This window comes from Paenibacillus sp. 01T431 (assembly GCF_056398625.1).
Genome location: NZ_JBFTPT010000002.1, coordinates 223,222 through 248,577 on the forward strand (window position 1 = coordinate 223,222; position 25,356 = coordinate 248,577).

The window sequence follows — 25,356 nt, forward strand, 5'->3', positions numbered from 1 at the left end:
TTCCGATACAAATATGTAATTAATGTTAAGTTTTTTAACGTGAAATCAACAAAATTGATCGATTTTCCCCCTAGCTAGTACCAAACTGGTATAGCGGCCATCATGAAGGAGGCGGTTGTCATGTCGACGGCCAAACAGTCGCAATCGCAATATTACGATGCTCAGACCTTTTACGATGAAATGTTCGATAAGGACTTTTCTGTTCGTGACCACTACGAAAGCGTTCATCGATTATTCGGAAGAATGAATCCAACTGAGCTTGCAGTCCGGCAAAACGCGATTAATCAAAGAATGATGGAGGAGGGCATTACCTTCACGCTGTACAGCGGTGCGCAAAATGAGCCGCTTGAGCGAACGATTCCGTTCGATTATATCCCTCGCGTCATACCGAAGCATGAATGGGATGGCGTTGACCGAGGAGTAAGGCAGCGAATCAAAGCTTTGAATGCATTCCTTCATGATGTATATCACGGACAAAAAATTGTAGCAGACGGTATCATTCCTCGTAGAATGATTGTTTCAAATACTTATTTTCGGCCTGAAATGGCTGGTCTACATGTTCCAGGCGGTGTATATATTACAGCATCGGGCATTGATTTGATTCGTGATGAGAAAGGCCGATATTATGTGCTGGAGGATAATTTGCGTTCTCCATCAGGCTTTTCTTATTTGTTTAAAGGCAGAACGTTAATGAATGAGCTATTTCATGATTTGTATTTATCAAGCTCAGTACAAAGTATTGACCGCAGCTTAAATTGTTTTCTAAGCTCACTTCGCGCGCTTTCTCCAAGCGGCAAACGCGACCCCTTGATCGTGCTGCTCACTCCTGGTGCTTATAATTCAGCTTATTATGAACATACCTTTTTGGCGCAGCAGATGGGCATTCACCTCGTTGAAGGCAGGGACCTCGTATACAAAGACCACAAAATTTATTTGCGTGATTTGCGCGGACTTCGTCAAGTGGATGTTATTTATCGACGCATTGATGATGATTTTCTTGATCCGCTTGCCTTTCAGCCGGATTCCTTCCTTGGTGTACCTGGACTCATGAACGCTTATCGTGCCGGAAATGTAGCGATCGCTAATGCGCCGGGAACAGGCGTGGCGGACGATAAAGCCGTTTACGCGTATGTTCCAGACATGATTCGTTACTATTTGGGAGAAGAGCCTCTTTTGCATAACGTTCCAACGTACATTTTAACGCGCAAGGAGGAACGTGATTATGTGCTGGATCACTTGGATCAGCTCGTCGTGAAGGAGACATCGCTTTCGGGGGGCTATGGCATGTTGATTGGTCCAAGCGCTTCCCTGCCCGAGATTCATGCTTTTGCTGAAGCTATTAAGCGGGAACCTGAGCGATACATCGCCCAGACGACGATGAAGCTCTCGCGAGCGCCGGTTATGGTTGATGGCGGCATGACGCCCCGGCATATTGATTTGCGCGCATTTGCTTTGATGGGTGAAGAGACTCATGTTATTCCGGGCGGTTTAACACGTGTTGCGATGAAGGAAGGTTCACTTGTAGTCAACTCTTCTCAGGGCGGCGGAGTCAAGGATACGTGGGTCCTAAAACGATAATTAACAGGAGGGATTGCTATGCTGAACCGGAATGCAGAAGCGTTGTTTTGGATAGGCCGCTACATGGAGCGTGCTGAGAATCATGCAAGATTAATTGATGTTCATTACCACCTGCAGGTTGACGACGACACGCCAAGCCTAAAAGGAAAGCTGGAGGGCGACGAGATGGTGTCTTATTCAAAATGGGCAAGAATCGTCGATGCTCTTGGCAGCCGAGAAGCTTATGAACAGCAATATAGCAGCTACAATGAACGTGATGTTCTGTTCTACACGACGCTTGATCGTGATAATCCGAACTCTTTGGTTTCCTGCGTCAGTCATGCTCGCGGCAATCTTCGTACATTGCGCGAGAAGGTGCCAAGTGAAATGTGGGATGCAACAAATGCTTTTTATTTGTGGCTGCGGGAGAAGCAGCCTGATGATTTGCTGCGTGAATCTCCACATTTGTTTTTCGGAAAAATCAAGGAATGGACGGCGCTATTTCAAGGGGTCAGCCAATCCGTCATGCCAAGGGAAAATGAATGGCATTTCATTGAATGCGGGCGATACTTGGAGCGCTCTGAGAATACGCTGCGCATCATTAAGGCAGTGGGCAACGCAGCTAGCGGCGAGGATTGGGACAATGCAAGGGCATATCCTTATTTGCAGGCCGTACTGCGCTCGGTTAGCGGCTATCAAGCGTTTCGTCGTTATTATGCTGATGGCATCTCTGTGGAGTCGATCGTTGAATTTGTTGTTCTTAATGGCGTGTTTCCGCGGTCTCTTCATTTTGCACTGCATACCCTTGATGAACATATGCGGCATATTGAATTGCAGGATAAACAGCTTCGCACCGCACATGAGAAAGTAATCCGCCAAGTGAGCAAGGTGAAAGCGGATTTGGCGTGTCTTGAGCGAGAGGATATGGTCATTGATCGGAATGGAACGATCGTTGCTCATTTGCTGGATGCTTGTCAGCAGCTTGGGATGGCTTTTGCCAAAACCTTTTTTCGTATGGGGGAGGCAAGCGCATGAAGCTCAGTATTTCACATGTCACGCAGTACGAGTATGCAGAGTCAGTGACGGACAGTGTCAATGAAATTAGATTAACGCCCAGCACTAATGAAAGACAGTCCTGTTATCAGCAAGCGATTTCGATTGAACCGAATGCTTCTTTGTTCACCTATGAGGACTATTTTGGCAATCGTGTTCATGCGTTCTCGGTTAATGGTCCCCATAAGCGGCTTACCATTCGAACATCTATGACCGTTGTTACGAAGCAGGCGCCAACGTCGGAGGAACGTGAACAATACTTAAGCAAGCGGCCGCCAGAGCAGGCATGGAACTGGTTAAGAACAGATGAAGCTGCCAACCGTTTCACCGAGTTTTTGCTTACGACCGAATATACAGCTGTTACGTCTGAGGTGGAGCAATTTGCTGGTGAAATTTTGAGCGCAAGCTCGAGCAGTCAAGCCAGCGTTCTCGATTGGCTAAGTGCGCTGTCTACAAAGATTAGGAGCGAGTTCATTTATGATCCTGAAGCGACAGATGTAAAGACGAAAACATCGGATATGTTTTTGAGCAAACGCGGCGTATGTCAGGATTTTGCGCATTTAATGATCGCAAGCTGCAGAGCTTTTGGCATTCCAGCCAGATACGTAAGCGGCTATCACTTTGTTGGTGATTTGCAGGGAGGAAGCGCTGATTTCGAGCAAGCTTCGCATGCTTGGGTTGAAGCGTTTGTACCCGGACTCGGCTGGTGCAGCTTTGATCCAACTAACGTTGATCCTGTTGGAGAGCGTTATGTAAAGCTTGGGCACGGACGGGATTATAAAGATATTGTGCCGGTTAAAGGTGTATATAGAGGCACGGGCGAGCAAATATTGCATGTATCTGTAGATGTAAGAAATGTTGAGGATTAAACGATGGAAAATCAAATATAGAGGGAACAGTTAACCGCTTATGTAGAATGCGGATACTGTTCCTTTTTTGCGTGCAAAAAAAAACCATCCCTGCTTGGGAGGATTGGAAGCCTGTTATTTTAAGGAATGGAAGCTACTTTTACCATGTATGATTGCTGGTGCTTTGCAGACCTTATGACTATGACCCTTCAGAGGATATAGCAAAAATTTGAGAACAGCTGAGTTCATGAGAAAGGAGCAAATCGACAAAATGAACATCATTTTTCGAATGACCTTCATGCTGAGTCTGGCTTTTCTAATACTTATAAGTTCCTCCTCTGTTTCGGCAAAGAGCTCATCTGGTGTGTATAAGGATAAAGTCGCTGTTCTAATGTATCATCATGTTCACGATAAAGATTCAAGCTCTTCGACGATTTCATCGATGCTCTTTCGGGATCAGCTAATTTATTTAAGGAGCAAGGGCTACCAGTTCATTAGACTGGAGGACTTTCGTCATTTTTTGGCTGGCGGCGCCGTACCGAGCAATGCCATATTGATCACATTTGATGACGGATATGAAAGTTTTTACAAAGTGGCTTATCCGATTCTAAAAGAATTATCCATTCCAGCAGTTAATTTTACGATTACAAGCTATTTAGAGAAGCCATCTAAGACGATACCGCATTTGTCTTACGCGCAATTAAAACAAATGATGGCCAAATCAACAAGTATCGATTTTCAATGCCATACCAATCAATTGCATCAGAAGGTTGGGGAGAAAAGCGCATTAACTTATGTAAATAAAAAAGCCGGCGGGAAAAATGCACTAGAGCTTCATAAGTCACGCGTTAAGCAGGACACTCAAACATGCGTGAATCTGCTGAAAAAAGCAGGAGTGAAAAATCCGGATTCGATCAGCTATCCTTTTGGCATCTATTCTAAGACTTTGTTTCCAACGATGCTGGGGGCAGGCGTTAGTTATGGCTATACAACAAAACCTGGCTTGGCCAAAAAAGGGATTAATAAATTGGAAATACCGCGCATTAATGCAGGCAGTCCCGATATTACGCCTGAGGTGCTATATAAACGAATAAAAAGGTTATCTTAAATGCCGTATTTGCTTGAAATATTTTTTCCATGTATGAATGATCACATTTAGCACAACTTATTATCATTAAACAGGAGGTGTTATGTAGTGAAAAAAAATTTAAAACCGGTTCTTACTTCAGTTATGGTGCTTGCTATTGGATTTTCGATATCGGCATGTGGTCAAAACCATACGGTGAACCAAAAATCAATGAGAGTTAAAAACGACATGAATCGTATTGAATCAAAAATGGTTCCTCACGGCACTAATATGACGGATAGAAGATATAACAATTTGGATAATAGAGCATATGGTGTCGATCCTTTAGTGAATAATAACAATTCATACAGCGCCAATCCTTATAGTGCTAATCGCACCTATGGTATTGACGGTGATGGAATGAATGGAACCAACAGTCTCAATGGAACAAATCGTATGAATGGCACCGATGGAACGGTACATCGCCTCGGAATGGATCATAATAAAAGCGCTGGTCAATTAGCGAACCGTGCTAAGCAAGTTAGCGGTGTGAAAAAAGCAACAGTCGTCATTCATAATAAAGATGCAATCGTAGGCCTAGATGTTGATAACATCGGCAAAAAAGCCATTATTGAGAAACAAGTGCATGCTGCCTTAAAAGGGCAATACCCTGAGTACAACATTCATGTGACATCCGATCAAGGTATGCATAAGAAAATACAAACGATGAACACGAGCATGACTAATGGTCATCCATTGAAGACGTTAGCGAATGACGTGACCATCATGATTCGCGATATTGGCAATGCAATAACCGCTCCTCTCCGTTAATAAGACTTGATATCGGCAGCTCCTTATGGAGCTGCCGAATCCATCTCGTCATACATATCGATAAGCCGCTAGGAGGAAAACCGTTGTCCATTAGTAAGCGTGGCCTGCTATTGCTGCTCATGTTCGTTTTTTTGGTAGGTTTCTCAGCACCAATTAAGAAGGACCGTTTTTTTTATGAGAAGCGGGGGGAAATTGTGTGGGAGGTTCCTACGGAGGATAAGAAAATTGCTTTAACCTTTGACGATGGGCCATATCCGAAAACAACGGAAGTTATTCTCGATTTGCTGCAGAAATACAATGCGAAAGCAACGTTTTTTGTACTGGGCAACAAGGTGAAGCTTTACCCGGAAACAATTAAGCGAGAAATTGCAGAAGGGCATGAGGTAGCCAATCATACGTTCAATCATGTTTACTTCTTGAAATCGATAAGCCAAGCGACTATTCGAGATGAGATTGTAAAAACTGAAAATGCGTTAGAAGCCTTGACGGGGAAAAAGCCGCTTTTATTTCGCCCGCCCGGAGGCTATTACAATGAAAGTTCAATTCAGGTTGCGAAAACATTAGGTTACACAACGATTTTGTGGTCATGGCATCAAGACACAAATGATTGGCGAAGCCCTGGCGTGAACAAAATTGTAAACAAAGTTTTGAATAACGCAAGAAACGGAGACATTGTATTGCTGCATGATTACATTCCTGGTTCTCAGCAGACAGTCAAAGCCTTGGAGACGATACTGTACGAGCTGGATAAACGGGGTTTTCAATTCGTGACCGTAACGGAGTTAATGAAATCAATGACAAGCGTAGAATCGAAGGTTGACGACGGCAGTGACGGCAGCATTTTGGAGTCGCCATAAGCATGACAAAAGCTAGGTTGCCATGCAGCAGCCTAGCTTTTTATAATCCGTTGTCATCTTAATTGATAGCCGCTTCGTATCGTTCTGCTACAACATCCCACAACACGATATTCCAGAATGCCGAAATATAATCAGGGCGTTTGTTTTGGTAGTTCAGATAATAAGCATGCTCCCAAACATCAAGTCCTAAAATAGGAGTCAGATTATCCATAAGCGGACTATCTTGATTAGGCGTGCTCGAAACGAACAAATGGCCTTTATGATCTACGCTTAACCACGCCCACCCGCTGCCGAAACGAGTTGTAGCTGCTTTCGTAAACTGCTCCTTAAACGAGTCGAAGCCGCCTAATTCTTTATCGATAGCATCTGCCAAATGACCAGCAGGCAATCCTCCTCCACTCGGTCCAATCGATTCCCAAAATAAAGAGTGGTTGGCGTGTCCGCCTCCATTGTTCTGTACGGCTGTCCGAATATCTAAAGGGACGCTTTTTAAATCTTGAAGCAGCTCATTTAAGCTTTTTTGCTGTAGCTCAGGATAGTTCGCCAAAGCGGCGTTTAAGTTTGTTACATACGTATTATGATGGCGGTCATGATGAATCATCATCGTTTGCTCGTCGATATGCGGTTCCAAAGCATTGTTTGCATAAGGCAGTTCAGGTAATTGATGTGACATGGTTCATTCCTCCATAAGTTGATTTGGTAAGTTATACTTACAGCTTAATTGATATTTCATACTTAGTCAATATAAATGTATAATAAGTGTGGTAAAAAAATGCCTCGTTCCGAATGGGAGGAGAGGGTTATTCATCGCATTTTTCGCGTTTGCCTTTGAAGGTCGCCGTACGAAAGCTAGCTCCGCAGCCGCAGGTTGCTTTAGCATTGGGATTATCAATCGTGAAGCCGCCAGTCATGCCTTGCTCCACATAATCAATTTTCACCCCCGCCAAATAAGGCTCGCTCTGAGTGTTCCACACCACGTTGATATGATCCGTTTGCAAGGAGCGGTCATCGTTTGTAATGGTATCATCCAATTTGATGTTATAGGATAATCCGCTGCAGCCGCCATCTTCAACGCCTACTCGCAAAAACGTACGATCATTTCCTGAATCGATAACCATCTGATTAATAATGGACTCTGCTTTTTCGCTTATTTCTATCATCATTATGCACCTCGCTTAGAATTGGAAAAAAGGATGGAGTTGAATTATTAAATTTATTATATATAATAGTATATAAAAGATCAAATCTAATTTTGATGATCCATTCCGATAAATGAAGATGAATAGCAGGATGAATTATTGCAGAGTGGAGACATTGATTTTAGAAAATGTTATTATTGCAGTATTCATTTCAGACATGAAATATTTCATATGACAATTATCGGAAGGTGATTAGGAATGACCAACATAGATCAAGGACAGCTTTCTACAAGAGAATATATTCTTCAACTGCTGAAGACGAAGGGTAATTTAAGTACAAAGGACCTTACGGAAGAGCTGGGAATTACGGTAATGGCGGTTAGACGTCATATTCAATCGCTGGAGAGAGATAATCTTATCTCATCGAAGACCATCAGACAAGCGATGGGCAGACCAACAGCGGTTTATTGTTTAACGGAGCAAGCAGACGGATTTTTCCCGCGCAAATATCATACCTTAACGCTTGAATTATTGGATGAGCTTACCGATCAGCTTGGCTCGTCGGCGGTAGAGTCGTTATTTGAAGGCCGCAAAAACAAAATGACTAAAAAATACGAATCGAGCATGCAAAGCAAAGAGCTTGAGGATAGAGTGAAGGCACTCGCAGAAATTCAGAACGAGAATGGATATATGGTGGAATGGGAAAAGATCAACAACGAACAATTTATTTTGAAAGAAAATAATTGTCCAATTGAGCAAGTAGCGACCAAATATCAGCATGCCTGCCAATGTGAATTGAAGCTCTTTGAAACGATGCTGGGCGATGTAGAGGTTTCGAGATCCGAGTGTCTTGCCAAAGGCGGACAAAGATGTACCTATTCCATAAAAAAGAGACAAAAACAAGAACAGTGAGGTAGCATTTATATCTCACTGTTCTTGTTTTTTCTGTGGTTAAAGCTTCAGATTACTGCTGTGGCCGGGCGAGAGTTTAGCGGTAGGGTCCAAATAAACCTTAGCGTTATTAATGGCAGTAGGAGCTTCTCCGAAACCAACTGCAATAAGCTTTATTTTGCCGGGATAGCTTGTAATGTCTCCAGCTGCAAAGATCCCTTTAATATTCGTTTCCATTCGAGTATCAACGACGATAGAGCCGTTCTCCACTTCTAATCCCCATTCCAAAATGGGACCAAGCGAGGAAACAAAACCAAAATTAACGATGAGCGCGTCGCATGCGAGTTCGCGTGTTTCTCCTGTTTTGCCAAACGTAATCGTTATTTTCTCGATCTGTTCATCCCCGTGCAGCTCCGTAATCTCCGCTGGTGTAATGACATTCACTTTCGATTTTAGAAGATTTTCGACGCTGTGCTCGTGAGCGCGGAACTTGTCCCGCCTATGAATGAGCGTAACCTCTTCAGCAATCGGTTCAAGCATAAGCGCCCAGTCGACCGCGGAATCGCCGCCTCCGTTAATGATTACCCTTTTGCCGCTATACTGATTCAAGTCGCTTATAAAATACTGCAAGTTTGTGTTTTCGAAAGGTTTGGCTTCTGGAAGCTCTAATCGACGCGGCTCAAATGCGCCTATGCCGCCGGTAATAATGACAGATTTACTATAGTGTATTCCTTTATCGGTTACGATTTCAAAATGATGCTCGTCCTTCTTAATCACCTGCTGAACCTTCTCTTCCAGGCAAACCTGCACAGGGAAATGATTCATTTGTTCTTGTAAATTATGAATAAGCTGCTGGGCTGTCACCTTAGGGAATCCAGCAACATCATATATATATTTCTCAGGGTATAGAGCGGCCAACTGCCCGCCGAGCTGAGGCATACTGTCCAAAATTTTCACTCTTGCATGCCGCATCCCAGCATAAAACGCAGCGAACATCCCTGTTGGACCGCCGCCAATAATCGTTATATCTGTAAATAGATCTGGTTGTTCATTGCTCACGAAAGGTTCTCTCCCTTTTTATTTATATATAGTATATTAAAATATATAATAAATGTATCTTATCTGTTAGATCATGTCAACGCTGTGGATATGGTCATTGACAAAGAACAAATGACCTCAATATAATATACATTATAGTTTAAAAAGTGTCTAATCAAAAAAGGAATAAAAATCAATATAAAATTTGCGGGAGCGTGAAAAAGGATGAAATTGTTGGGCATTTCAGGTACTATTTTGGGATCAAAAACAGCTGCGGCTGTAGATGCGAGCTTAGACGTTGTCCGGAACAAATATCCGGATATTGAAGTCGATTTTCTGGATATGCGGCATTACAAAAACGTACAATTTTGCGACGGAAGCAATATATCCGACTACAATGAAGATACACAAAAGGTAATTGAGAAGGTAACAGCTGCTGATTTCTATATTATCGGCACACCGATTTTTCAGTCGTCGATTACCGGCGTATTAAAAAATCTATTTGATCTCGTTCCCGTTCCCAAAATATCGAACAAAGTAATGGGATTTATCGCTACTGGAGGAACCAGTCATCATTACCTCGTAGTTGAAAATCAACTGAAGCCGATAGCTGGTTATTTTAGAGCTTATGTAGCCCCGGGGCATGTTTATATTCATGATGAACATTTTGATGAGCAGCAGCAAATAGCAAATGAGGACATCATTGCGCGTATCGAGAAGTTAGCTGATGAAGTAGTATTTATGCAGACCAGGCTAAAAGGTTAAGCAAGAATAGCTCGTTGTTATAAAAGAATAAATCATAATCTTCATAATCAATGATCTTTGGATAAACTTCCGATATATGGTAACATGAAAAAAGAGCTGATTCTGATCTTCGCTTGATTGGAGCGGTTCTCTTTTTTTTTCATAACAGATCGGGAGGGTATCATAGATGAAAAAAATATGTTTAATTGCGGGATCAACATTCCTTCTATCTGGAACTCTACTATTTGGTATTGTATATCTAGCCATTGCTAATTTTGCTGGAAAAATGACGGGATGGAGTGATCCGCCCGGTAAATTCGCAATAGCTATGGATGGGACGATGATGACAGCGCCTCATGTTATCAGCATTTTGTTCATGATTATAGGAATAATATTTTATGCTGTTGCTATTTATATGGCTTTACCTGTTAATAAGGCAGAGGATAGCAGCAATGAAATAAGTGTGCAGTGAATGATTTTGTTCTCTTAGTAAAAGTCTATATGCATATTAAACCGTCGAGCTCAGCGCTCGAACGGTTTTTTTTATGCCTAAAAGCTGCGCTTCAGCTGGCCGTATGCCAAATAACAGTTGGATAGTGCCATTTTATAATCGTTAAGGAGGAGAAAAGCATATTTTTTATTTGTAAAATTTAACCGTAAAGAACTTATTATTGCAAAATGCTAACTGTGGGAATGACACGAATGTAAAGAATGTTTTTCATCTACTTAACGAAGTAAAACTAAGCTTTTACGTTGGGAGGTGGGGCCTCAGGTAACGGCAATTAAGATGGGTTAAAAATGGAGAAAAGCACAATTTATTATGGGAGGCTCATTTGTGAAACAAAATCTTAAATCCTTGCTGCTAACATTCATAGTCGCTATTATGCTCTGCGCAATGCCAGTTGCTGCTATGGCAGAGGAAGCTGAAGCACCAGAAGCTTTAGGTAAAACATTTATAGATTTGCTGGACCAGAAGGATTCTGATCGCTGGTATGCTTCCAACGGATGGTCCAATGGCGGAACCTTTCTGAGCGGCTGGAGAGATGATCATGTCATCTTTGAAGACGGGAAACTGAAATTATTGATTGACAACAAGCCGTGTGCACAGGATAAAGCGCAATGCTCCGATAAACCGTATGCTTCAGGGGAATATTCTACAACACAGCGTTACGGATACGGTAAGTTTGAGGTTCGAATGAAAGCGGTTAAAGGCGATGGAGTCGTAACCGGTTTTTTCACCTATGGCGCTGATTCAGACGGTAAGGCTGACGAGATCGATATTGAGATTTTAGGTAAAAACACGACACAGTTCGAAACGAATTATTTTACAAAAGGTGTTGGCATGCATTCGACGATCATTCCTCTAGGGTTTGATGCAGCGGATGATTTCCATGATTACACCTTTGAATGGGCGCCGGATTCCATCAAGTGGTATGTAGACGGCAAGCTCGTTCATACGGAAACCGGCTCGAGAGGAGAGCTCCCTTCAGCACCTGGCTATATGATTGCGAACATGTGGCCGGCTACCAAAACCAATGGCTGGGCGAACGAGTATGTGTATCCAGGTAAAACCCAGATCGCTGAAGTGGATCGAATCGCTTATACGCTGCCAAAGCAGCAGCCTGAAACTAATGTAGATCCTTCAACACCTGTAAAACAAGGGAAAACAGTAGATCTGCTAGTTGAAGATGCACGAGAACTAAAAGTATTCAAAATCGGACAAACAGAAATGGCACCGCTTCGTTTTGTTATGGAAAGCTTATATGCAACAGTGAAATGGAATGCAGCTAAACAAGAAATCATCGTCAATGACAAATTGTCCAAATCCGAAATGATCTTTAAGATGAATTCGAACGTTGCTTTTATTAATGGGATAAAAACAATGATGAAAAATCCAGTCATCCTGAATAATGGCCATGCATACGTACCGCTGCTTGTTTTAACGGATGCGATCGGTGCTGACGTCATTCGGAAGGATGGAAAAGTAAGCATTAGCAGAGGAAACGAGTAAATTGAAAGCCTGTTTACCACTTTTTTTCGCAATACCAATCTGAGAAAGAGGTGTGTAATGATGAACAAGGCAAGCAATAGCAAAAAAAGAATGATGGTATGGCTCTTATCCTGTATGCTGCTTCTCTCTTTAATGATGCCGACTGTTACATCTGCTGCTGATATTGCGTTTGATGAACCGTTGAATGGGATTAACAATAATTTGTTCTATACGTCGGATGGCTGGGGCAACGGAGTGGACTTTGGCGTTGGCTGGCGGGCAGCGAATCAAGAGTTTAGTAATGGAATAATGGCGCTTCGTTTGGACAATACGGGTTGCCCTACCAATTGCGCAGGCAAAAATTATGCTTCCGGCGAATATGCAACGAATGTGAAATATGGATACGGTCGTGTTGAAGCGCGCATTAAAGCGGCTAAGGGTACAGGGCTTGTGACAGCACTCTTTACGTATTCGGGCCAAGCGACAAACACGTCAAACGATGAAATTGACATTGAAATATTAGGCAAGGATACGACTAAGCTGGAAGCGAACTACTTCACAAACGGCGTAGGCCAGCATAGCACGATTATCGATCTTGGATTCGACTCTTCCTTGGCCTTCCATAACTATGCCTTCGAATGGTCTCCTACGTATATAAAGTGGTTCGTTGATGGTAATTTGGTGCATACGGAGAACGGCTCGCGTGGTACGCTTCCTACAAGTCCAGGTCATATTATGGCCAATTTATGGTCAGGCGCAGGGCCTGCTGAAGTCTGGACAGGGCCGTTCGTCTATCCAGGCACGCCGATTCGGGCGTATTACGATTGGGTCAAATTTACGCCAGCAAGCGATCTTCCTCCGGGAGAAGCAGAAGGCACGGGGCTTACTGCCAATTACTTCAACAACATGGATTTCACCTCGTTAAAAGCGACTAGAACCGATGCAACCGTGAACTTCGATTGGGGTTTAGGGGCTCCTATGACCAGTATGGATGCAGATACCTTCTCCGTAAGATGGACGGGCAAAGTGAAGCCTCAATACACAGGAACCTATACTTTTTATACGAGTAGCGATGATGGGGTTCGGCTCTGGGTGAACAATCAGCTCATCATTAATAAGTGGGTGGATCAGGCTACGACGGAATGGTCTGGAACGATTCAATTAACAGCGGGGCAGAAGTACGATATTAAGCTTGAATATTACGACAATACGGAAGACGCCATCGCTAAGTTGTCTTGGTCGAGTCCGCTTCAAGCGAAACAAATCATCCCGCAAAATAGATTGTATTTGAATTAATGGCAGTATGATCCTCCGTGACGAAATCTGTTGCGGAGGATCATTTTCATGGATTCAAGGCAATCGCCGGATCTCTTTTACATAGATGGAGCGACGGACTTTGATAGTTTCTTGGAGGCAAGCGAGAAATCGTATTCGTTATCTCATGTTTGGATAAAAAACTCGCATGAGAATGGACATTGTATCCCAAAACCATAATGATATAATTGCTCATGAACGAAATGAGAATGATAATCAATTAAAACATTTCGTTACGACAATACATATACAGGAGTGGGTAAAATATGTTTCGGCATACAGGTTCACGCAGCATTATCGTAAGGGGTCTCATTTCTCTACTGATTGTTTTCATGGCACTCACGGCATGCAGCACACCGCAAGAAGAGAAGAAAGAAGCAGCGAACAAAGGAAATGCTGTGAATACGCAAACAGACAAAGCCGCAGAGAATGATAAAGAAGTGAAAACGAATGAGAATGAAACACGCGTAGTGAAGGATTTTTTTGGTGACGTTGAAATTCCGGTTAAACCAAAGCGAATAGCTGCTATTTATTTGGAGGATTATTTAGTCACGCTTGGCGTGGAGCCTGTTGTACAGTGGTACCATCCGATGTGGGGCAAACAGGAATATTTGAATTTAGACGTTCCTCCATTTGATATAACAGGAAGCATTGAAGCACTGCTGGATGCAGAACCGGATCTTATTATTACAGATGGTTTTGTAGATGAAGCGATCTATGAAAAATACTCTAAGGTAGCACCAACCTTTCGGATGCCTGACGACATTTTGATGAGCAGCTCCTCCGATGTTCTTCTTAAGATTGCTGATCTAATTGGTGAACAAGAGAAAGCCGAGAAGCTGGTGAAGGACTACGAGCAGCAAATCGCGGATACAAAAAGCAAGCTGAAAGCCGCGATTGGAGAAGAATCAGTTGCTGTGTTGCGACTTAATATCGGCGAGACTGACCTCAATCTTCTTGGAATTAAGAACAAATTTGTTGGTTCTATCCTTTACAAAGAATTAGGCTTAACTCCGCCAAAGATGGTTGCGGATATGGAAGCCTTTATTGAAACGATCTCCATGGAGAAGCTTCCTGATCTTAATGCGGACCATATCATTATTTTAACTTCAAATGGATCTTGGTCATCGGCCGAAAATCAAGAATCCATTAAAAATCTATTCGATAGTCCAATTTGGCAAAGCGTCCCTGCCATAAAGAAAGGAAATGTTTATCAAGTGGATCGGACCTATTGGCAGACGGGTGCTTTCACGGCTAACCAACTCAAAATTAAAGATTTGGAAAAAGTGCTGCTGAAGTAACATTCGCGCTGCGATTACAATTTTATCGGAAGAGCATTTCAACGAACAGTTGAAGTGCTCTTCTTTATCGTTTATAGTGATTTTATTGATAATCATTCTCACGGAAAGGAGGGCTTATGAATCTATGCAAGAGACAAACGCCAATACGAATACATCTCCAAGCAAAATCTATCGCTTAACCGGAGTGAAATATAAGGAATCTGAACCTCATGAACAACAAAAAGCGAGAAAAAATGATTGCTATCGATTGTTTGTCATTATGGACGGGGGAGGGCGCCTCGTTCTTGATGGATGCGGTTATCAGCTCGAGCGCGGCAAATGTTTTATTTCCGAGCCAGGGGCAACCATTACAAATAAAGTTGGCAGCAGCGGACTCATTCATTATGAACTAAGCTTTGAGATTCTTTACATTGGAAAAGATGCTCGGGCCGCATCGGATAGCGATTGGAGTACTTCATTTCCATGTACAGGAGAAGTGGTGTGCTACCCATTTTCCCAATGCTTGGAGTGGGTTGAGAGGCTACATAGCTTTAGCTTATCAGACACTAGTGATGAGCTGGACGATTTGGATCAACAAATATGTTTTCAACAATTGCTCCGACATATTCTCAAGCACAATCTGACCATTTCTCATGCCCAGAGTAGTCGGAAAGCGGTTGAAGCTACAATTGATCGGCTATACCATGACTATCGCAACGAATGGTCGGTGGGCCAGCTGGCGAATTTGACCGATGTTGGCCGCACACACTATTCGCGTTTGTTCAAAGAGATAACGGGTCAGGTGCCGCTGCAGTACTTATCCGGCATTCGAATTAATCAAGCGAAGCACCTGCTGCAAGCAACCGATGATCGTTTGTCCGATATTGCACAGAACGCCGGATTTGGCGATGAGTTTTATTTTAACCGCCGCTTCAAGAAGACGGTCGGCATATCGCCAGGGCAATACCGAAGACATTACCGAGAGGAGATTCGTGTATTCGCACCGTTTCTTGAAGATTTTCTGGTAACGCTTGGCGTTACGCCTATCCTGCAGTGCTCCATAACGAATTGGGGAAAACAGTCGTACTTGGGGCTTGAGCATATTCCCGCAATTGAGATTTCTGATAAATATGCTGCTCAGCTGCCGATAAAGCCGGACTTTATTTTGGTAGACAATGGCTTTCCAGATAAATGGGACCATCATCTCTTGGAGGAACAGGCTCCGCTCTACAAAATGTCCAATGAGGGGGAAGATTGGCAGGAAACTTTGCGAATCATGGCAGATCTAATTGGGAGAGGAAAAAACGTAAAGGTCGTTGATATTATAGCGAAGTATGAAAAAAAAGCAGAAGCTGCTCGGAAAAAGCTTCGCCCGATTCATCATCAAACCACCGTTTTTCTGCGAATTCAAGCCAATGGAATATTGCTGTACGGCGGTCCGGATAAGGGATACACGGGGCCTGTTCTCTATAGTGACCTGGGAATGACGCCTCATCCGCTTGTAAAGCAATTGACAAAGAGCACAAGGACAACCGTGCTAACACCAGAATTGCTCGCGCAAATCGATGCCGATAATGTGTTCGTCACTTTTGAAATTTCAGAACAAGAGAAAAGGAAGCTTTACGCGACGCCACATTGGCAATCGCTTCCCGCAGTACGTCATAACCGTGTATTCGAGGTTGACTTTCTGAGCTGGATGAATTACGGCGTCCTCGCCCATAGCCTGAAAATCGATGATGTCCTGCGTGCGCTTGGCTAGATAAGGAAGAGCGTGAAGGAGGCTGAAACGATTATAAAAAGTACAAAAAAACGGTGTTTAAGAAAAAAAATAAGCCAGCTTAAAGACTTCACACGAGTCCAATAAGCTGGCTTATTTTCAATTATTCGTTTTATAGATGAAGCTCGGCAGTCAAGACGGCAGTCCCTCGCGGCAATTTACCGAAAGCATCTGGTTCTTGGGTAATCGCGATTTGATCGTAACCCTCCAAGTTCTGGCCGAGTGTGAAATACAAGCCGCCTTTTCCATCGACCGGGTAGAAGGTTCCTACGTTTACGACGTCCTGGCCTTTCTTCATCAGCCATACCTGAAATGCTTCGTTTTCCTTGATTTGCGGAAGCTTCTCGGCCTGCACGAGCAAATGTGTTCCTTTGCTGTCAATGACGATGGTAGCGAGTCCTTGGGCAATAATATTTTGCGCCGCCGAGCTTAAGCTGACAGCCTGATTCGTCTGCAAGCCCTGTGGAGGCTCATTCATCTGGGCGAGCGTGAGCTCATTACTGAGGTCTGACACTTGATCTCTTAATGTAAAAATATACACGCATAATAGAAGCACCGCTGCCGCAAGCCCAATATTTAACCAGCTATTGTAGTTTCGACGCTTTGCGTCGGCTTGAATTACGGAGAGGGGGCGCTTTGCGTTTTCGGGCTCTTGAGTTGGAATAGCAGACTTAGGTTGTTCAAATGGCTGTGCAGCCGTCTCTTGTGACTGTAAAATAGAACCGAGAATCCGATCCTTCATTCCTGTAGGAACGGCGACTGGCTCGGACGATAGCGGCAGCATATCGACGATTTCTTTAAGCTCCGCGACTTGCTCGGTGCATGCCGCACAAGATTTAAGATGCTGTTCGAAAGCTTTAGCCTCCGCTTCATCAAGACCGCCAAGCGCATACATTTCCACATCATCGCATAGATTTGTTTCTTGTTTCATAACTTTGCCCCTCCTCTCCGATATCTTCAAGCTGCAACTTCAGTGCTTTCATGGCTAGCCTAACCCTACTTTTAACCGTTCCGAGCGGAATGTCGCAGTTCACGGACACTTCCTGCTGCGTATATCCGCCAAAATAAATAAGTTCGACAACTTGATGCTGATCTTGGCTTAAATTCCGCATTGCCTCACGAACCTGTTCGCCAATGACCTTGGTTTCCACGGCAGTCTCTGTGTCCGCCGAGTCGTCCGGCGTTCGGTTTAATTGCTCCGTCTCAACAACCTGCTGCGAGGTTCGAATTTGCCTTCGCCGTAATCCATCTATCGCTATATTTCTAGTTAACGTAAACATCCAGCTGGATAGCTTACCTTGATCTTCGTCATACTTCTCTGCTGCGTTCCATATTCGCAAGAATAGCTCCTGTAATATTTCTTCTGCCAGCATGGAATCTTTAACGATTCGGTAGGCGAATGTGTACATGGGACGCTCATATCTTTCGTATATAAGCTGCAAAGCATTGGAATCTTTGCGGCCAATACGCTTCATTAATTGTAAATCCGTCAGTTCATCCGACATACTAGAGCTGTTCCCCCTTTACACACCCCCTCATTATAATATAAAAATCCTGTTCCGGTATAGAATTACCAGAACAGGACAAGTATGCTGCGAGTTTCGGAATGGGTTTACATTTACATGGCTTTAGTCAATGTGATTGACCAGTCAGCCTTGTTCCAATTTAGGTCCCAACCTAGCAATTCCGCAATGAACCGAAGAGGGACTTGTGTGCGTCCTTTGTGAACGAATACGGAAGCATCGAGCTTGACGTTCTTTCCATTGACACTAGCCATATCTTTGCCAAGCCAGAAGACAACCTTGTCGTCACCTACTTTTACTTCAACCGTGCTAGTGGAGGGATTCCATTTCAAATCAGCGCCGAGTGCCGTAGTCAATGTTCTTAGCGATACGAATGTCGTTCCGTTCTTAAGGGTTGGCGGAACGTCCATTTTCACATGATTGCCGTTAACTTTAGCGGTGTAACCATTGATTTGAAGCCAAATGGTTTGAACATTGTTCGGGTTTTCCGGTTTTGTTACAGGAGGCTGTACTTTGAATAGTTCCGGCTTCTGAGCCACTATGGCACCGCCCAGTGCTTTGCCTACTCCAAACATGAGGCTGTATCCTTTGTCATAGCTGGCATACAGGCCATTTGCATCTTTGGCTCTATAGAGATCAAATGCTTCAAGTACAAGTCTTTCATGCTCTGCTACAGCAGCCGTTGCGGCCGAAGCGGGAAGCTTGCCTTCTGTGGCAGCGCCAAGGAAATTACCGAAGTCTACAGAAAATTTGCTTAGCTTAGCTCTAGCTTTGGCGCTTGCATCGGTATCTCCGGCAAGAGCTGCCTTCACGATTTCGTCTTGTGCGTTAATATGGTCACCAAGCCAGATTGCCTTGAAGGCATCTCCTCCTGCTGCACCATAAACGGATGCGATGGCAGCTGTCAAGCCTGCTGTATTGGCGTTTTCAGCTTCAACAATCGCGCTGTAGGCTGGAGATTTATCGGAACCTTTTTGCATGCTGAACACAGCAAGGGCATAATGTTCTGCTGCAAGATAGTTTAGAGCTGATCTTAGATCGCCGGCCGGAGTATCCGATCTTGTACCATTAAACTTTTCAGGCATTTGAGTGACGATCGCACCTGACAATGCATCACTTATCGTGAACATGTAGCTTAAACCTTCACGATATTTGGCAAGTGAGCTCTTGTAGTTGCCGGCGATATAATCGTCGAACACCTGCTGCACCTGCTTTTCATGTGTACGAAGCACGTTTTGCGCTGCCGTTGCAGGCAGCTTGCCTGCGGTAGCAGTCCTTAGGAAGTTACCGAGTTCAACTGCGAACTCTTCAATTTCTTGCGCGACCATCGCTTTATCAGTGGCATTGCCCGTTTTAACAGCTGTAACATAATCTTTGGTATAGTTTAGATGTCCGCTAAAAATGCGGTCGAACTCTTTCGCTCCGGCATCTCCATATACGGAAGTGATAGCTGGAATCATATCTTTTGCATTTTTCTCTAAAGCGGCTTGCGCCGCGGCGGCGTCAAACGAGCTGTCGTATTTCTTGATCATCGCATCCACCGCGAGTGTGAAATGCTCCGAAAGCGAGTAGTCCAATGTCGCCCGAAGCTCTACAGCAGGCGTTTCGGATGATGGCGTCATCGGCTCCGCTGCACTTACGCTAGCCGCACCAGAAAACGCAGGGATTAATAATGATAAGCTAAGTACAGGGGCAATCAATCTTTTAAGTTTCATAAATCATTCACTCTCCTCATATGGGGTTGTTTTACGTTCCTAATAGGCCTAACGGAGCTAATGAAATTTTGGATCACTATTATTTCGAATTTTTTTTCGAATAACAAAAAGACGGACAAATGAGAAACCATTTGTCCGTCTTTTTTGTATCGATGAAGTGGTTTAGCAGCTGCTAAAATCATTCATTATCCATAGCCTGCTGATTGCTGTTGTTTGGAATGACAAACGACACGGTGGTTCCTTCCTTGGGCTTACTGATTATAGATAAGCCTTGACCATACATTTGAGTCAATCGTCGATTCGTATTGGCAATCCCTATTCCGCCTTTTCCTTTCATCGTTGGACTGAGCAGTTGAATGACCTGTTCTTCATTCATGCCAATGCCATTATCAATGACTTCAACTCGTATGAAGCTGTTCTGGCGATTGATTCGAATATGCAGCGTGCCGCCGTTGTTCTGACTAAGAAGCCCATGTTTGATCGCATTTTCAACCAGCGGCTGTATAGAAAGAGGCGGGATAAGCAAGCTGATGTTGGCATCAACTTCCCATACGACAGTCAACCTGTCCTCGAAACGTTCTTTTTCAATATACAAATAGGCTTCGACAAGCTCCAGCTCGTGAGAAAGCTCAACAAGCTTTCCAGTATTTAAGAAGTCAAAGCTAATCCGTAAAAAGGATACAAAAGAATCGCCTAGATTACGCATCTTGTCTGTATCAATATCGCTTAGCGCCATTAAGGAGTTAAGGGTATTAAACAGAAAATGCGGATGGATTTGTGCCTGAAGATAGGCGGCTTCTAAACGCAAACGTTCATTAATAGACTGCTTCAGCATAGTCAACGCCCTGATTCGGTATTTGAGTTCCAGAGCATCTACAGGCTTGGTAACATAATCATTTGCTCCAGATGCGAATCCGGTATAGATGTCAGCAGGCTGACTACGGGCAGTCAACAGCAAAATGGGGAGCTCCGATACAGAGTATTGCTCCCGTACCTTCTTCGTTAACTCGTAGCCGGACATCTGTGGCATCATAACATCGGCAACTAATAGATCCCACTGCCCACTGTCTAGCAACACTAACGCTTCACGTGCTGAATTGGCTGTTGTAATGTTATACGGCTCGGAAGATAAAATGCCAACAAGCACATTCAGATTAACCGGGTCGTCATCCACTGCAAGAATATTCATTTTTCCATCATTCAGAAATGGCGGGTTGGTTGTAGAGGCTGCTATTTCGTCGATTGTGATGTCAGGAAAAATTAATCCACCATGGCTTTCTTCTGTTCCTTCCGTTGTATGGTGTATAGGAAGCAAGGGCTGTGCTGAAGGTAGGCTGTACATATTGGCAAGCGGTAATTGAAAGCTGAAAACAGAACCTTTGCCGAGTGTAGAGCGAACAGTTAGTGCTCCGCCATGCAATTCGACCAACTGCTTGCAAATGCTTAAACCAAGCCCGATTCCTCTTCCATCATTGATTCCGTAAATGCCTTGTTCGTAAGGGAGAAAGATGCGCGCCTGCGTTTCTTTATTCATGCCGACTCCGGTATCGGAGACATGAATGACGGCATTCCCATGCTGAATTTCGGTAGAGATGGAAATTGTTCCTTCTTCCGTGTATTTTAGAGCGTTGTGCAATAAGTTGTACAAAATTTGTACAAGCCTTTTCTCATCTGCCATGACCCAAGGCATCGATTCAGCTATATTCACATGCAGTTGAATAGGTTTGCCTTCGATCATAAATTTCAGCATGCTAACGATGCCAGGCACGACTGATTGAATTTGTAAAGGCTCCTGCTGCAGCACGATTCGGTGTTCCTTCAGCCTTGCTACATCTAGAAGATCACCGAGCATATGCGACATACGGCGGCTTATTCTTATAAGCAGCTCCATATCGTTAACGCTTTTTGTATTCATTTGCCCTTTCTCTTTCGTTACAACGGTTTGAGCAATATTCATAATACCGTGCAGCGGCGTTCGCAGTTCATGTGAAGTATTGGCAAGAAATTGGTCTTTCAGCTTGTCAGCCTTTTTTAACTGTTCGTTCAGCTCTTTGTTTTCCTTCGAGTTACGGAAAAATTGCTTTAACCAGTACGTAGAAAAACCAATGATAGCTGCTATGATATCTATTGGATAATATACAACCGAAACCTGGCTATTTGAGTTGATTAAGCTCCACAGAAAGCTGGACATAACGCCTGCAGCAGATAACAACAGGAAGACGACGTCGTTGTTGTCTGTTTGCTTCCTTAAGACCATCGTTCCTGTTATATAAACGAACCAAGCAAAGGGCAATAGATAAAAAAAAGAAAATATTTTTAATGCTACCGATTCATTTACAAGCGGCGCGCTTGCGACAATTAGAAACACAGAATAAAAAATGAGCGCTGCAGTGAATGCTCCCAGCCAGCGGTTCTTCGGAGGAGCCGAAGACAATCTTCTAAATAGTAGAAAAATAAAAAAGGAATGCCAAAGCAGAGATAGCAGCCTGAGCTTCAGCGCCCATGTATAGTTGAGTGGCAGCCATAACAAGAGCAGGTTATCATGGCCGACGACGATCGTAAGACCGGTAGCGAGCGTTAATAAACCAACGATAAGCAAACTCTTTTCTTTAGGATTGAATAAGAAAAGGATAGTAGCATACAAGCCGTGAAGCAGCAAAACAACAAATATGACGAGCTGAAAGCCGATAGAGTACCATCGCACATAATCAATCGCTGCTTGTGAACCAAATTGAATGGAGTGTAAAATTCCCCCGTTGTAAGCATCGTCATAGTTAGCAACACGAATGAGCAGTTCAAGCTCTTTGGTACCTTTTACAGAGTAAGAAGCGGTGTAGGAGATTTTCTTAGGCTTGTACTCCTCAGCGTTTTCGGCAGGTTTTCCGAAGTCGTTCTCAACAAGTCCATTTAATTCTACGCCTGATGAGGCTTGTATTTTTTGCAACCAAAATGCAACAGGCTGCTCTAGCGGATCGATCAGAATACGCAATCGGTACGTTCCGTACCCGATAGAGGTGTCTGCCTCTTTGGTCAGCACACTGCCCCAGTCACCTGGAACCTGAATATAGCGGAACTGGTTTTGCAGCGGCTGAACATCCTGTTGATGGATTAATTTTGCAGGGTAAAACTCCCATTGGCCATCCAAGGGAATGGGAGCTGAGTTGTTAAAGTCCCAGCCGCGCATGTCGAGTACGCCATTTACAGCACGAGGGTGCTCCGCTGTAGAAAATAGTTCAGACCATGTCCATCGCAGGGCAAGAAGAGCGCTAAGAAACAATAGAATAATAGCTACATATTTGAAGGTGGTTTTATTTTTTATTTGCATCATCATACTTTGAAATTCGACATAATACGCGTTTTTCCTTTAACATTTATTGGTGATTATTATGATTGAAGCGAATAATGTATACGATTGGCAGCTTGAGCCAGCAGGCTACTTGTCTTCACAGGGCCGAACGATTTATGGCGCAAGGTTTCGATGGTATTTCAGGATGTGTATTTGTTTCAGGACACGATAGCTAACAATATCCGATTCGGAAAGAGCGATGCGTCGCAGAAGGAAATTTAGTAGATATGTCTGAGTCATGATTAATTGAAGAAGAAAGGAAGACCTCGAGCCTAGTAGGCCGAGGTCTTCCTTTCTTTACATCAGGGGGAAATGTACCTGATTACATTCGAAATGCTGTACCATGTTTATCGCATCAATAAATATAGGAAATAGGGGACGCTTAGTATCGTAACGATAATACCTGCTGGAATATCAGCTCCAAAACTAACGGTGCGGGCAATCGTATCGGCCGCAACCATAATAATGCCGCCAATGAGCGCTGAAGCAGGAAGCAGCAGCTTATGGTCTGGACCAACAAGTTTGCGTGCAATATGAGGACTGATCAGCCCGAGGAAGACGATTGAGCCTCCGAGTGCGACGCATCCCGATGCAATGGCGACCGCGGCTAGGACGAGCCCTAGAAATTCTTTTTTAACGTGAGCGCCTACGCCAGTAGCAATCTCAGTGCCAAGATTCAATGTATTGAGCACTAATGATTTGTACCAGATATACGACACAAGTATCAGCACCCATGGGGCAAGAAGCGCAATATATTGCCATTCCGTCCCCCATAAATAACCAGCCTGCCATTTCTGAGCGAAGACATATTGCTCGTCATCCAGCTTGAGCGTCAGAAACAGGGTTAAGGCGCTGAGGCCGACATTTATTGCTGCTCCTGTCAGTACGAGACGAGTGGAGGAAGGAGCGCTTCGTGACCTATAGGCAAGAATATAAATCAACAGTGCAGCCAGCAGTCCCCCAACAAACGCCATGACGGGAAGGAGGAAGGCAGATGATAATCCAGAAAGGCCGAATAGCGTAATGAACAGTAGAACCATGAGCCCTGAACCGGCGTTGATGCCGAGCATCCCTGGATCAGCGAGATCGTTGCGCAGAAGTCCTTGGAGGACAGCTCCAGAGATCGCCATTCCCATGCCTACAAGCGCAGCCAATACGATGCGGGGCAGCCGAAACTTGAACACAACAAGATTTTGTCTCTCCGTGCCTTGTCCAAATAAAGTGTTCAACACCTCTCCGGGGTGAAGCGCCATCTTCCCTGTATTCATGCTGATAAGAATACCAGCAATTAGCATCACCAGCAGCCCTGCTAGCAGCAGACTTCTTCTTCCGTGTAATAGTTGCTGCCTCATTCAAACGCTCTCCTTTCCCTGCGAGAAATCAACAAGAAGAAAGGAACGCCGACAATGGCGAAAATAATGCCAAGCGCCATTTCGTTCGGACGGTTGACCAAACGGCCGATTAGATCGGCGATTAGCATAAACAGTCCGCCATATACAGCCGAGGCAGGAATGATATACCGATAATCCACCCCAACCATGAACCGCATCATATGCGGAACAATGAGTCCTACGAATCCGACCGGGCCTACAAGCACAACAGAAACACCGGCCAATAGAAGAACAGCAAGGGAAGAGAGGAGCTTGACGACTACGGTTCGCTGTCCCACGCCCCTTGCAATTTCCTCGCCTAGGTTCAGGATAGTAATTGAGCGCGCGAGTCCCATCGATAGGGCTAACCCTAGCACAAACCATGGGGCAGTCAGTGCGAGCTCCGCCCAAGTAGCCCCAGCAACGCTTCCTGACGTCCAGTAGGAAAGAGCTTGACCGATATTAAAATTAATAGAGATAAATGTACCAATTGCTCCAAAAAGCAGCGTGATTGACATGCCCGCAAGCACTAGCCGCTGCGGTGACATGCCCTTGCGGCTCAGAGAAGCGGTTAAATACGTTAACCCTGCGCCAAGGCCAGCTCCGATGAAGCATACCAATAGCAGCACGCTGTATTGGCTCCCCGGCATAAATGCTAATGCAATCGCCATAGCTAAGGCGGCTCCTGCGTTTATTCCCATCAATCCTGAATCAGCCAGCGGATTGCGTGTGCTTCCTTGCATAATTGCTCCTGCAACCGCAAGGCTGGACCCAACGATAATGTCTGCAACGGTTCGGGGGAAGCGCAGGAAACGAATAATTTGGTGTTCAGTAAGCTTTTGATCAAACGAAAAGACAGCGCTCCATGCCGTTGATAGGTTCATTCGAGCAGCTCCGAACGAAATCGACGCTGCAGCAGCTAACAGCACTAACAGGAATCCAACGAGCATAATGGTAGCAAAATAAGTGTTTGTAGGCTGGCTTTTTGAAGCCAGCTGCTCTTTTACGTAGACCATG

Annotated in this window: 23 protein-coding genes; 14 read left to right on the forward strand and 9 right to left on the reverse strand. The window is 44.2% G+C overall.

The window, feature by feature from the left end; genetic code table 11:
* The first annotated feature begins 120 nt into the window (after positions 1–120).
* The 6 genes from AC1DM9_RS03660 to AC1DM9_RS03685 all read left to right on the forward strand — a co-directional run bounded on the left by AC1DM9_RS03660 (position 121) and on the right by AC1DM9_RS03685 (position 6,212).
* Entirely contained in the window at positions 121–1,578 is a 1,458-nt protein-coding gene (locus tag AC1DM9_RS03660; protein ID WP_477578559.1) for a circularly permuted type 2 ATP-grasp protein, read from the forward strand.
* Between the two features lie 18 nt (positions 1,579–1,596).
* A complete protein-coding gene (locus AC1DM9_RS03665; protein WP_477578561.1) occupies positions 1,597–2,592 on the forward strand; it encodes an alpha-E domain-containing protein in 996 nt (331 codons plus the stop codon).
* A complete protein-coding gene (locus AC1DM9_RS03670) occupies positions 2,589–3,479 on the forward strand; it encodes a transglutaminase family protein (RefSeq protein ID WP_076267615.1) in 891 nt (296 codons plus the stop codon). Before AC1DM9_RS03665 ends, AC1DM9_RS03670 begins: the two co-directional genes overlap by 4 nt.
* 226 nt (positions 3,480–3,705) lie before the next feature.
* Positions 3,706–4,566, forward strand: coding sequence for a polysaccharide deacetylase family protein (locus tag AC1DM9_RS03675; protein WP_477578564.1), 861 nt, complete (start codon positions 3,706–3,708; stop codon positions 4,564–4,566).
* Positions 4,567–4,653: 87 nt separating this feature from the next.
* Positions 4,654–5,355: a YhcN/YlaJ family sporulation lipoprotein gene (locus AC1DM9_RS03680; RefSeq protein WP_477578566.1), complete on the forward strand. Its 702-nt coding sequence runs from the start codon at positions 4,654–4,656 to the stop codon at positions 5,353–5,355.
* Positions 5,356–5,438: 83 nt separating this feature from the next.
* Positions 5,439–6,212, forward strand: coding sequence for a polysaccharide deacetylase family protein (locus AC1DM9_RS03685; RefSeq protein ID WP_477578568.1), 774 nt, complete (start codon positions 5,439–5,441; stop codon positions 6,210–6,212).
* A gap of 58 nt (positions 6,213–6,270) precedes the next feature.
* Here AC1DM9_RS03685 and AC1DM9_RS03690 read toward each other — a convergent pair whose 3' ends face one another.
* Positions 6,271–6,885, reverse strand: coding sequence for a superoxide dismutase (locus AC1DM9_RS03690; protein WP_477578570.1), 615 nt, complete (start codon positions 6,883–6,885; stop codon positions 6,271–6,273).
* Positions 6,886–7,012: 127 nt separating this feature from the next.
* Positions 7,013–7,375 carry a HesB/IscA family protein gene (locus tag AC1DM9_RS03695; RefSeq protein ID WP_441876859.1) on the reverse strand — a complete coding sequence of 121 codons (363 nt, stop codon included), beginning with the start codon at positions 7,373–7,375 and terminating at the stop codon, positions 7,013–7,015.
* 234 nt (positions 7,376–7,609) lie between these two features.
* Here AC1DM9_RS03695 and AC1DM9_RS03700 point away from each other — a divergent pair, with 234 nt between their 5' ends.
* Positions 7,610–8,263: a helix-turn-helix transcriptional regulator gene (locus AC1DM9_RS03700; protein ID WP_441876862.1), complete on the forward strand. Its 654-nt coding sequence runs from the start codon at positions 7,610–7,612 to the stop codon at positions 8,261–8,263.
* Positions 8,264–8,302: 39 nt separating this feature from the next.
* On the opposite strand, the gene AC1DM9_RS03705 is transcribed toward AC1DM9_RS03700, so the two are convergent.
* The gene (locus tag AC1DM9_RS03705; protein WP_477578573.1) at positions 8,303–9,301 is read right to left on the reverse strand and encodes an NAD(P)/FAD-dependent oxidoreductase; all 999 of its coding nucleotides are present in this window, start codon (positions 9,299–9,301) and stop codon (positions 8,303–8,305) included.
* Positions 9,302–9,505: 204 nt separating this feature from the next.
* Between AC1DM9_RS03705 and AC1DM9_RS03710 the strand changes: the two genes are divergently transcribed.
* From AC1DM9_RS03710 to AC1DM9_RS03740, 7 genes are all read left to right on the forward strand, one after another.
* Positions 9,506–10,045: an NADPH-dependent FMN reductase gene (locus AC1DM9_RS03710; protein WP_477578575.1), complete on the forward strand. Its 540-nt coding sequence runs from the start codon at positions 9,506–9,508 to the stop codon at positions 10,043–10,045.
* 166 nt (positions 10,046–10,211) lie between these two features.
* Entirely contained in the window at positions 10,212–10,496 is a 285-nt protein-coding gene (locus AC1DM9_RS03715; RefSeq protein WP_477578577.1) for a hypothetical protein, read from the forward strand.
* A 363-nt stretch (positions 10,497–10,859) separates the two neighbouring features.
* The gene (locus AC1DM9_RS03720) at positions 10,860–12,035 is read left to right on the forward strand and encodes a family 16 glycosylhydrolase (RefSeq protein ID WP_477578579.1); all 1,176 of its coding nucleotides are present in this window, start codon (positions 10,860–10,862) and stop codon (positions 12,033–12,035) included.
* Positions 12,036–12,092: 57 nt separating this feature from the next.
* Positions 12,093–13,310, forward strand: coding sequence for a beta-glucanase (gene bglS / locus AC1DM9_RS03725; protein ID WP_477578581.1), 1,218 nt, complete (start codon positions 12,093–12,095; stop codon positions 13,308–13,310).
* Positions 13,311–13,358: 48 nt separating this feature from the next.
* On the forward strand, positions 13,359–13,508 hold the full coding sequence (locus tag AC1DM9_RS03730; protein ID WP_477578583.1) for a hypothetical protein: 150 nt from the start codon (positions 13,359–13,361) through the stop codon (positions 13,506–13,508).
* Between the two features lie 86 nt (positions 13,509–13,594).
* Positions 13,595–14,629, forward strand: a complete 1,035-nt coding sequence (locus AC1DM9_RS03735) for an ABC transporter substrate-binding protein (RefSeq protein ID WP_477578585.1) — start codon at positions 13,595–13,597, stop codon at positions 14,627–14,629.
* A gap of 124 nt (positions 14,630–14,753) precedes the next feature.
* Entirely contained in the window at positions 14,754–16,367 is a 1,614-nt protein-coding gene (locus tag AC1DM9_RS03740; RefSeq protein WP_477578587.1) for a helix-turn-helix domain-containing protein, read from the forward strand.
* Between the two features lie 130 nt (positions 16,368–16,497).
* On the opposite strand, the gene AC1DM9_RS03745 is transcribed toward AC1DM9_RS03740, so the two are convergent.
* The 6 genes from AC1DM9_RS03745 to AC1DM9_RS03770 all read right to left on the reverse strand — a co-directional run bounded on the left by AC1DM9_RS03745 (position 16,498) and on the right by AC1DM9_RS03770 (position 25,355).
* On the reverse strand, positions 16,498–17,316 hold the full coding sequence (locus tag AC1DM9_RS03745) for an anti-sigma factor (protein ID WP_477578589.1): 819 nt from the start codon (positions 17,314–17,316) through the stop codon (positions 16,498–16,500).
* Entirely contained in the window at positions 17,288–17,890 is a 603-nt protein-coding gene (locus tag AC1DM9_RS03750) for an RNA polymerase sigma factor (protein ID WP_477578591.1), read from the reverse strand. Before AC1DM9_RS03750 ends, AC1DM9_RS03745 begins: the two co-directional genes overlap by 29 nt.
* A 113-nt stretch (positions 17,891–18,003) precedes the next feature.
* Positions 18,004–19,623 carry a copper amine oxidase N-terminal domain-containing protein gene (locus AC1DM9_RS03755; RefSeq protein ID WP_477578593.1) on the reverse strand — a complete coding sequence of 540 codons (1,620 nt, stop codon included), beginning with the start codon at positions 19,621–19,623 and terminating at the stop codon, positions 18,004–18,006.
* A 178-nt stretch (positions 19,624–19,801) separates the two neighbouring features.
* Positions 19,802–22,951: an ATP-binding protein gene (locus AC1DM9_RS03760; protein WP_477578890.1), complete on the reverse strand. Its 3,150-nt coding sequence runs from the start codon at positions 22,949–22,951 to the stop codon at positions 19,802–19,804.
* Between the two features lie 365 nt (positions 22,952–23,316).
* A complete protein-coding gene (locus AC1DM9_RS03765) occupies positions 23,317–24,321 on the reverse strand; it encodes a FecCD family ABC transporter permease (protein ID WP_477578595.1) in 1,005 nt (334 codons plus the stop codon).
* Positions 24,318–25,355, reverse strand: a complete 1,038-nt coding sequence (locus AC1DM9_RS03770) for a FecCD family ABC transporter permease (protein ID WP_477578597.1) — start codon at positions 25,353–25,355, stop codon at positions 24,318–24,320. The genes AC1DM9_RS03765 and AC1DM9_RS03770 overlap by 4 nt, the downstream gene beginning before the upstream one ends.
* Between the last annotated feature and the right edge of the window lies 1 nt (position 25,356).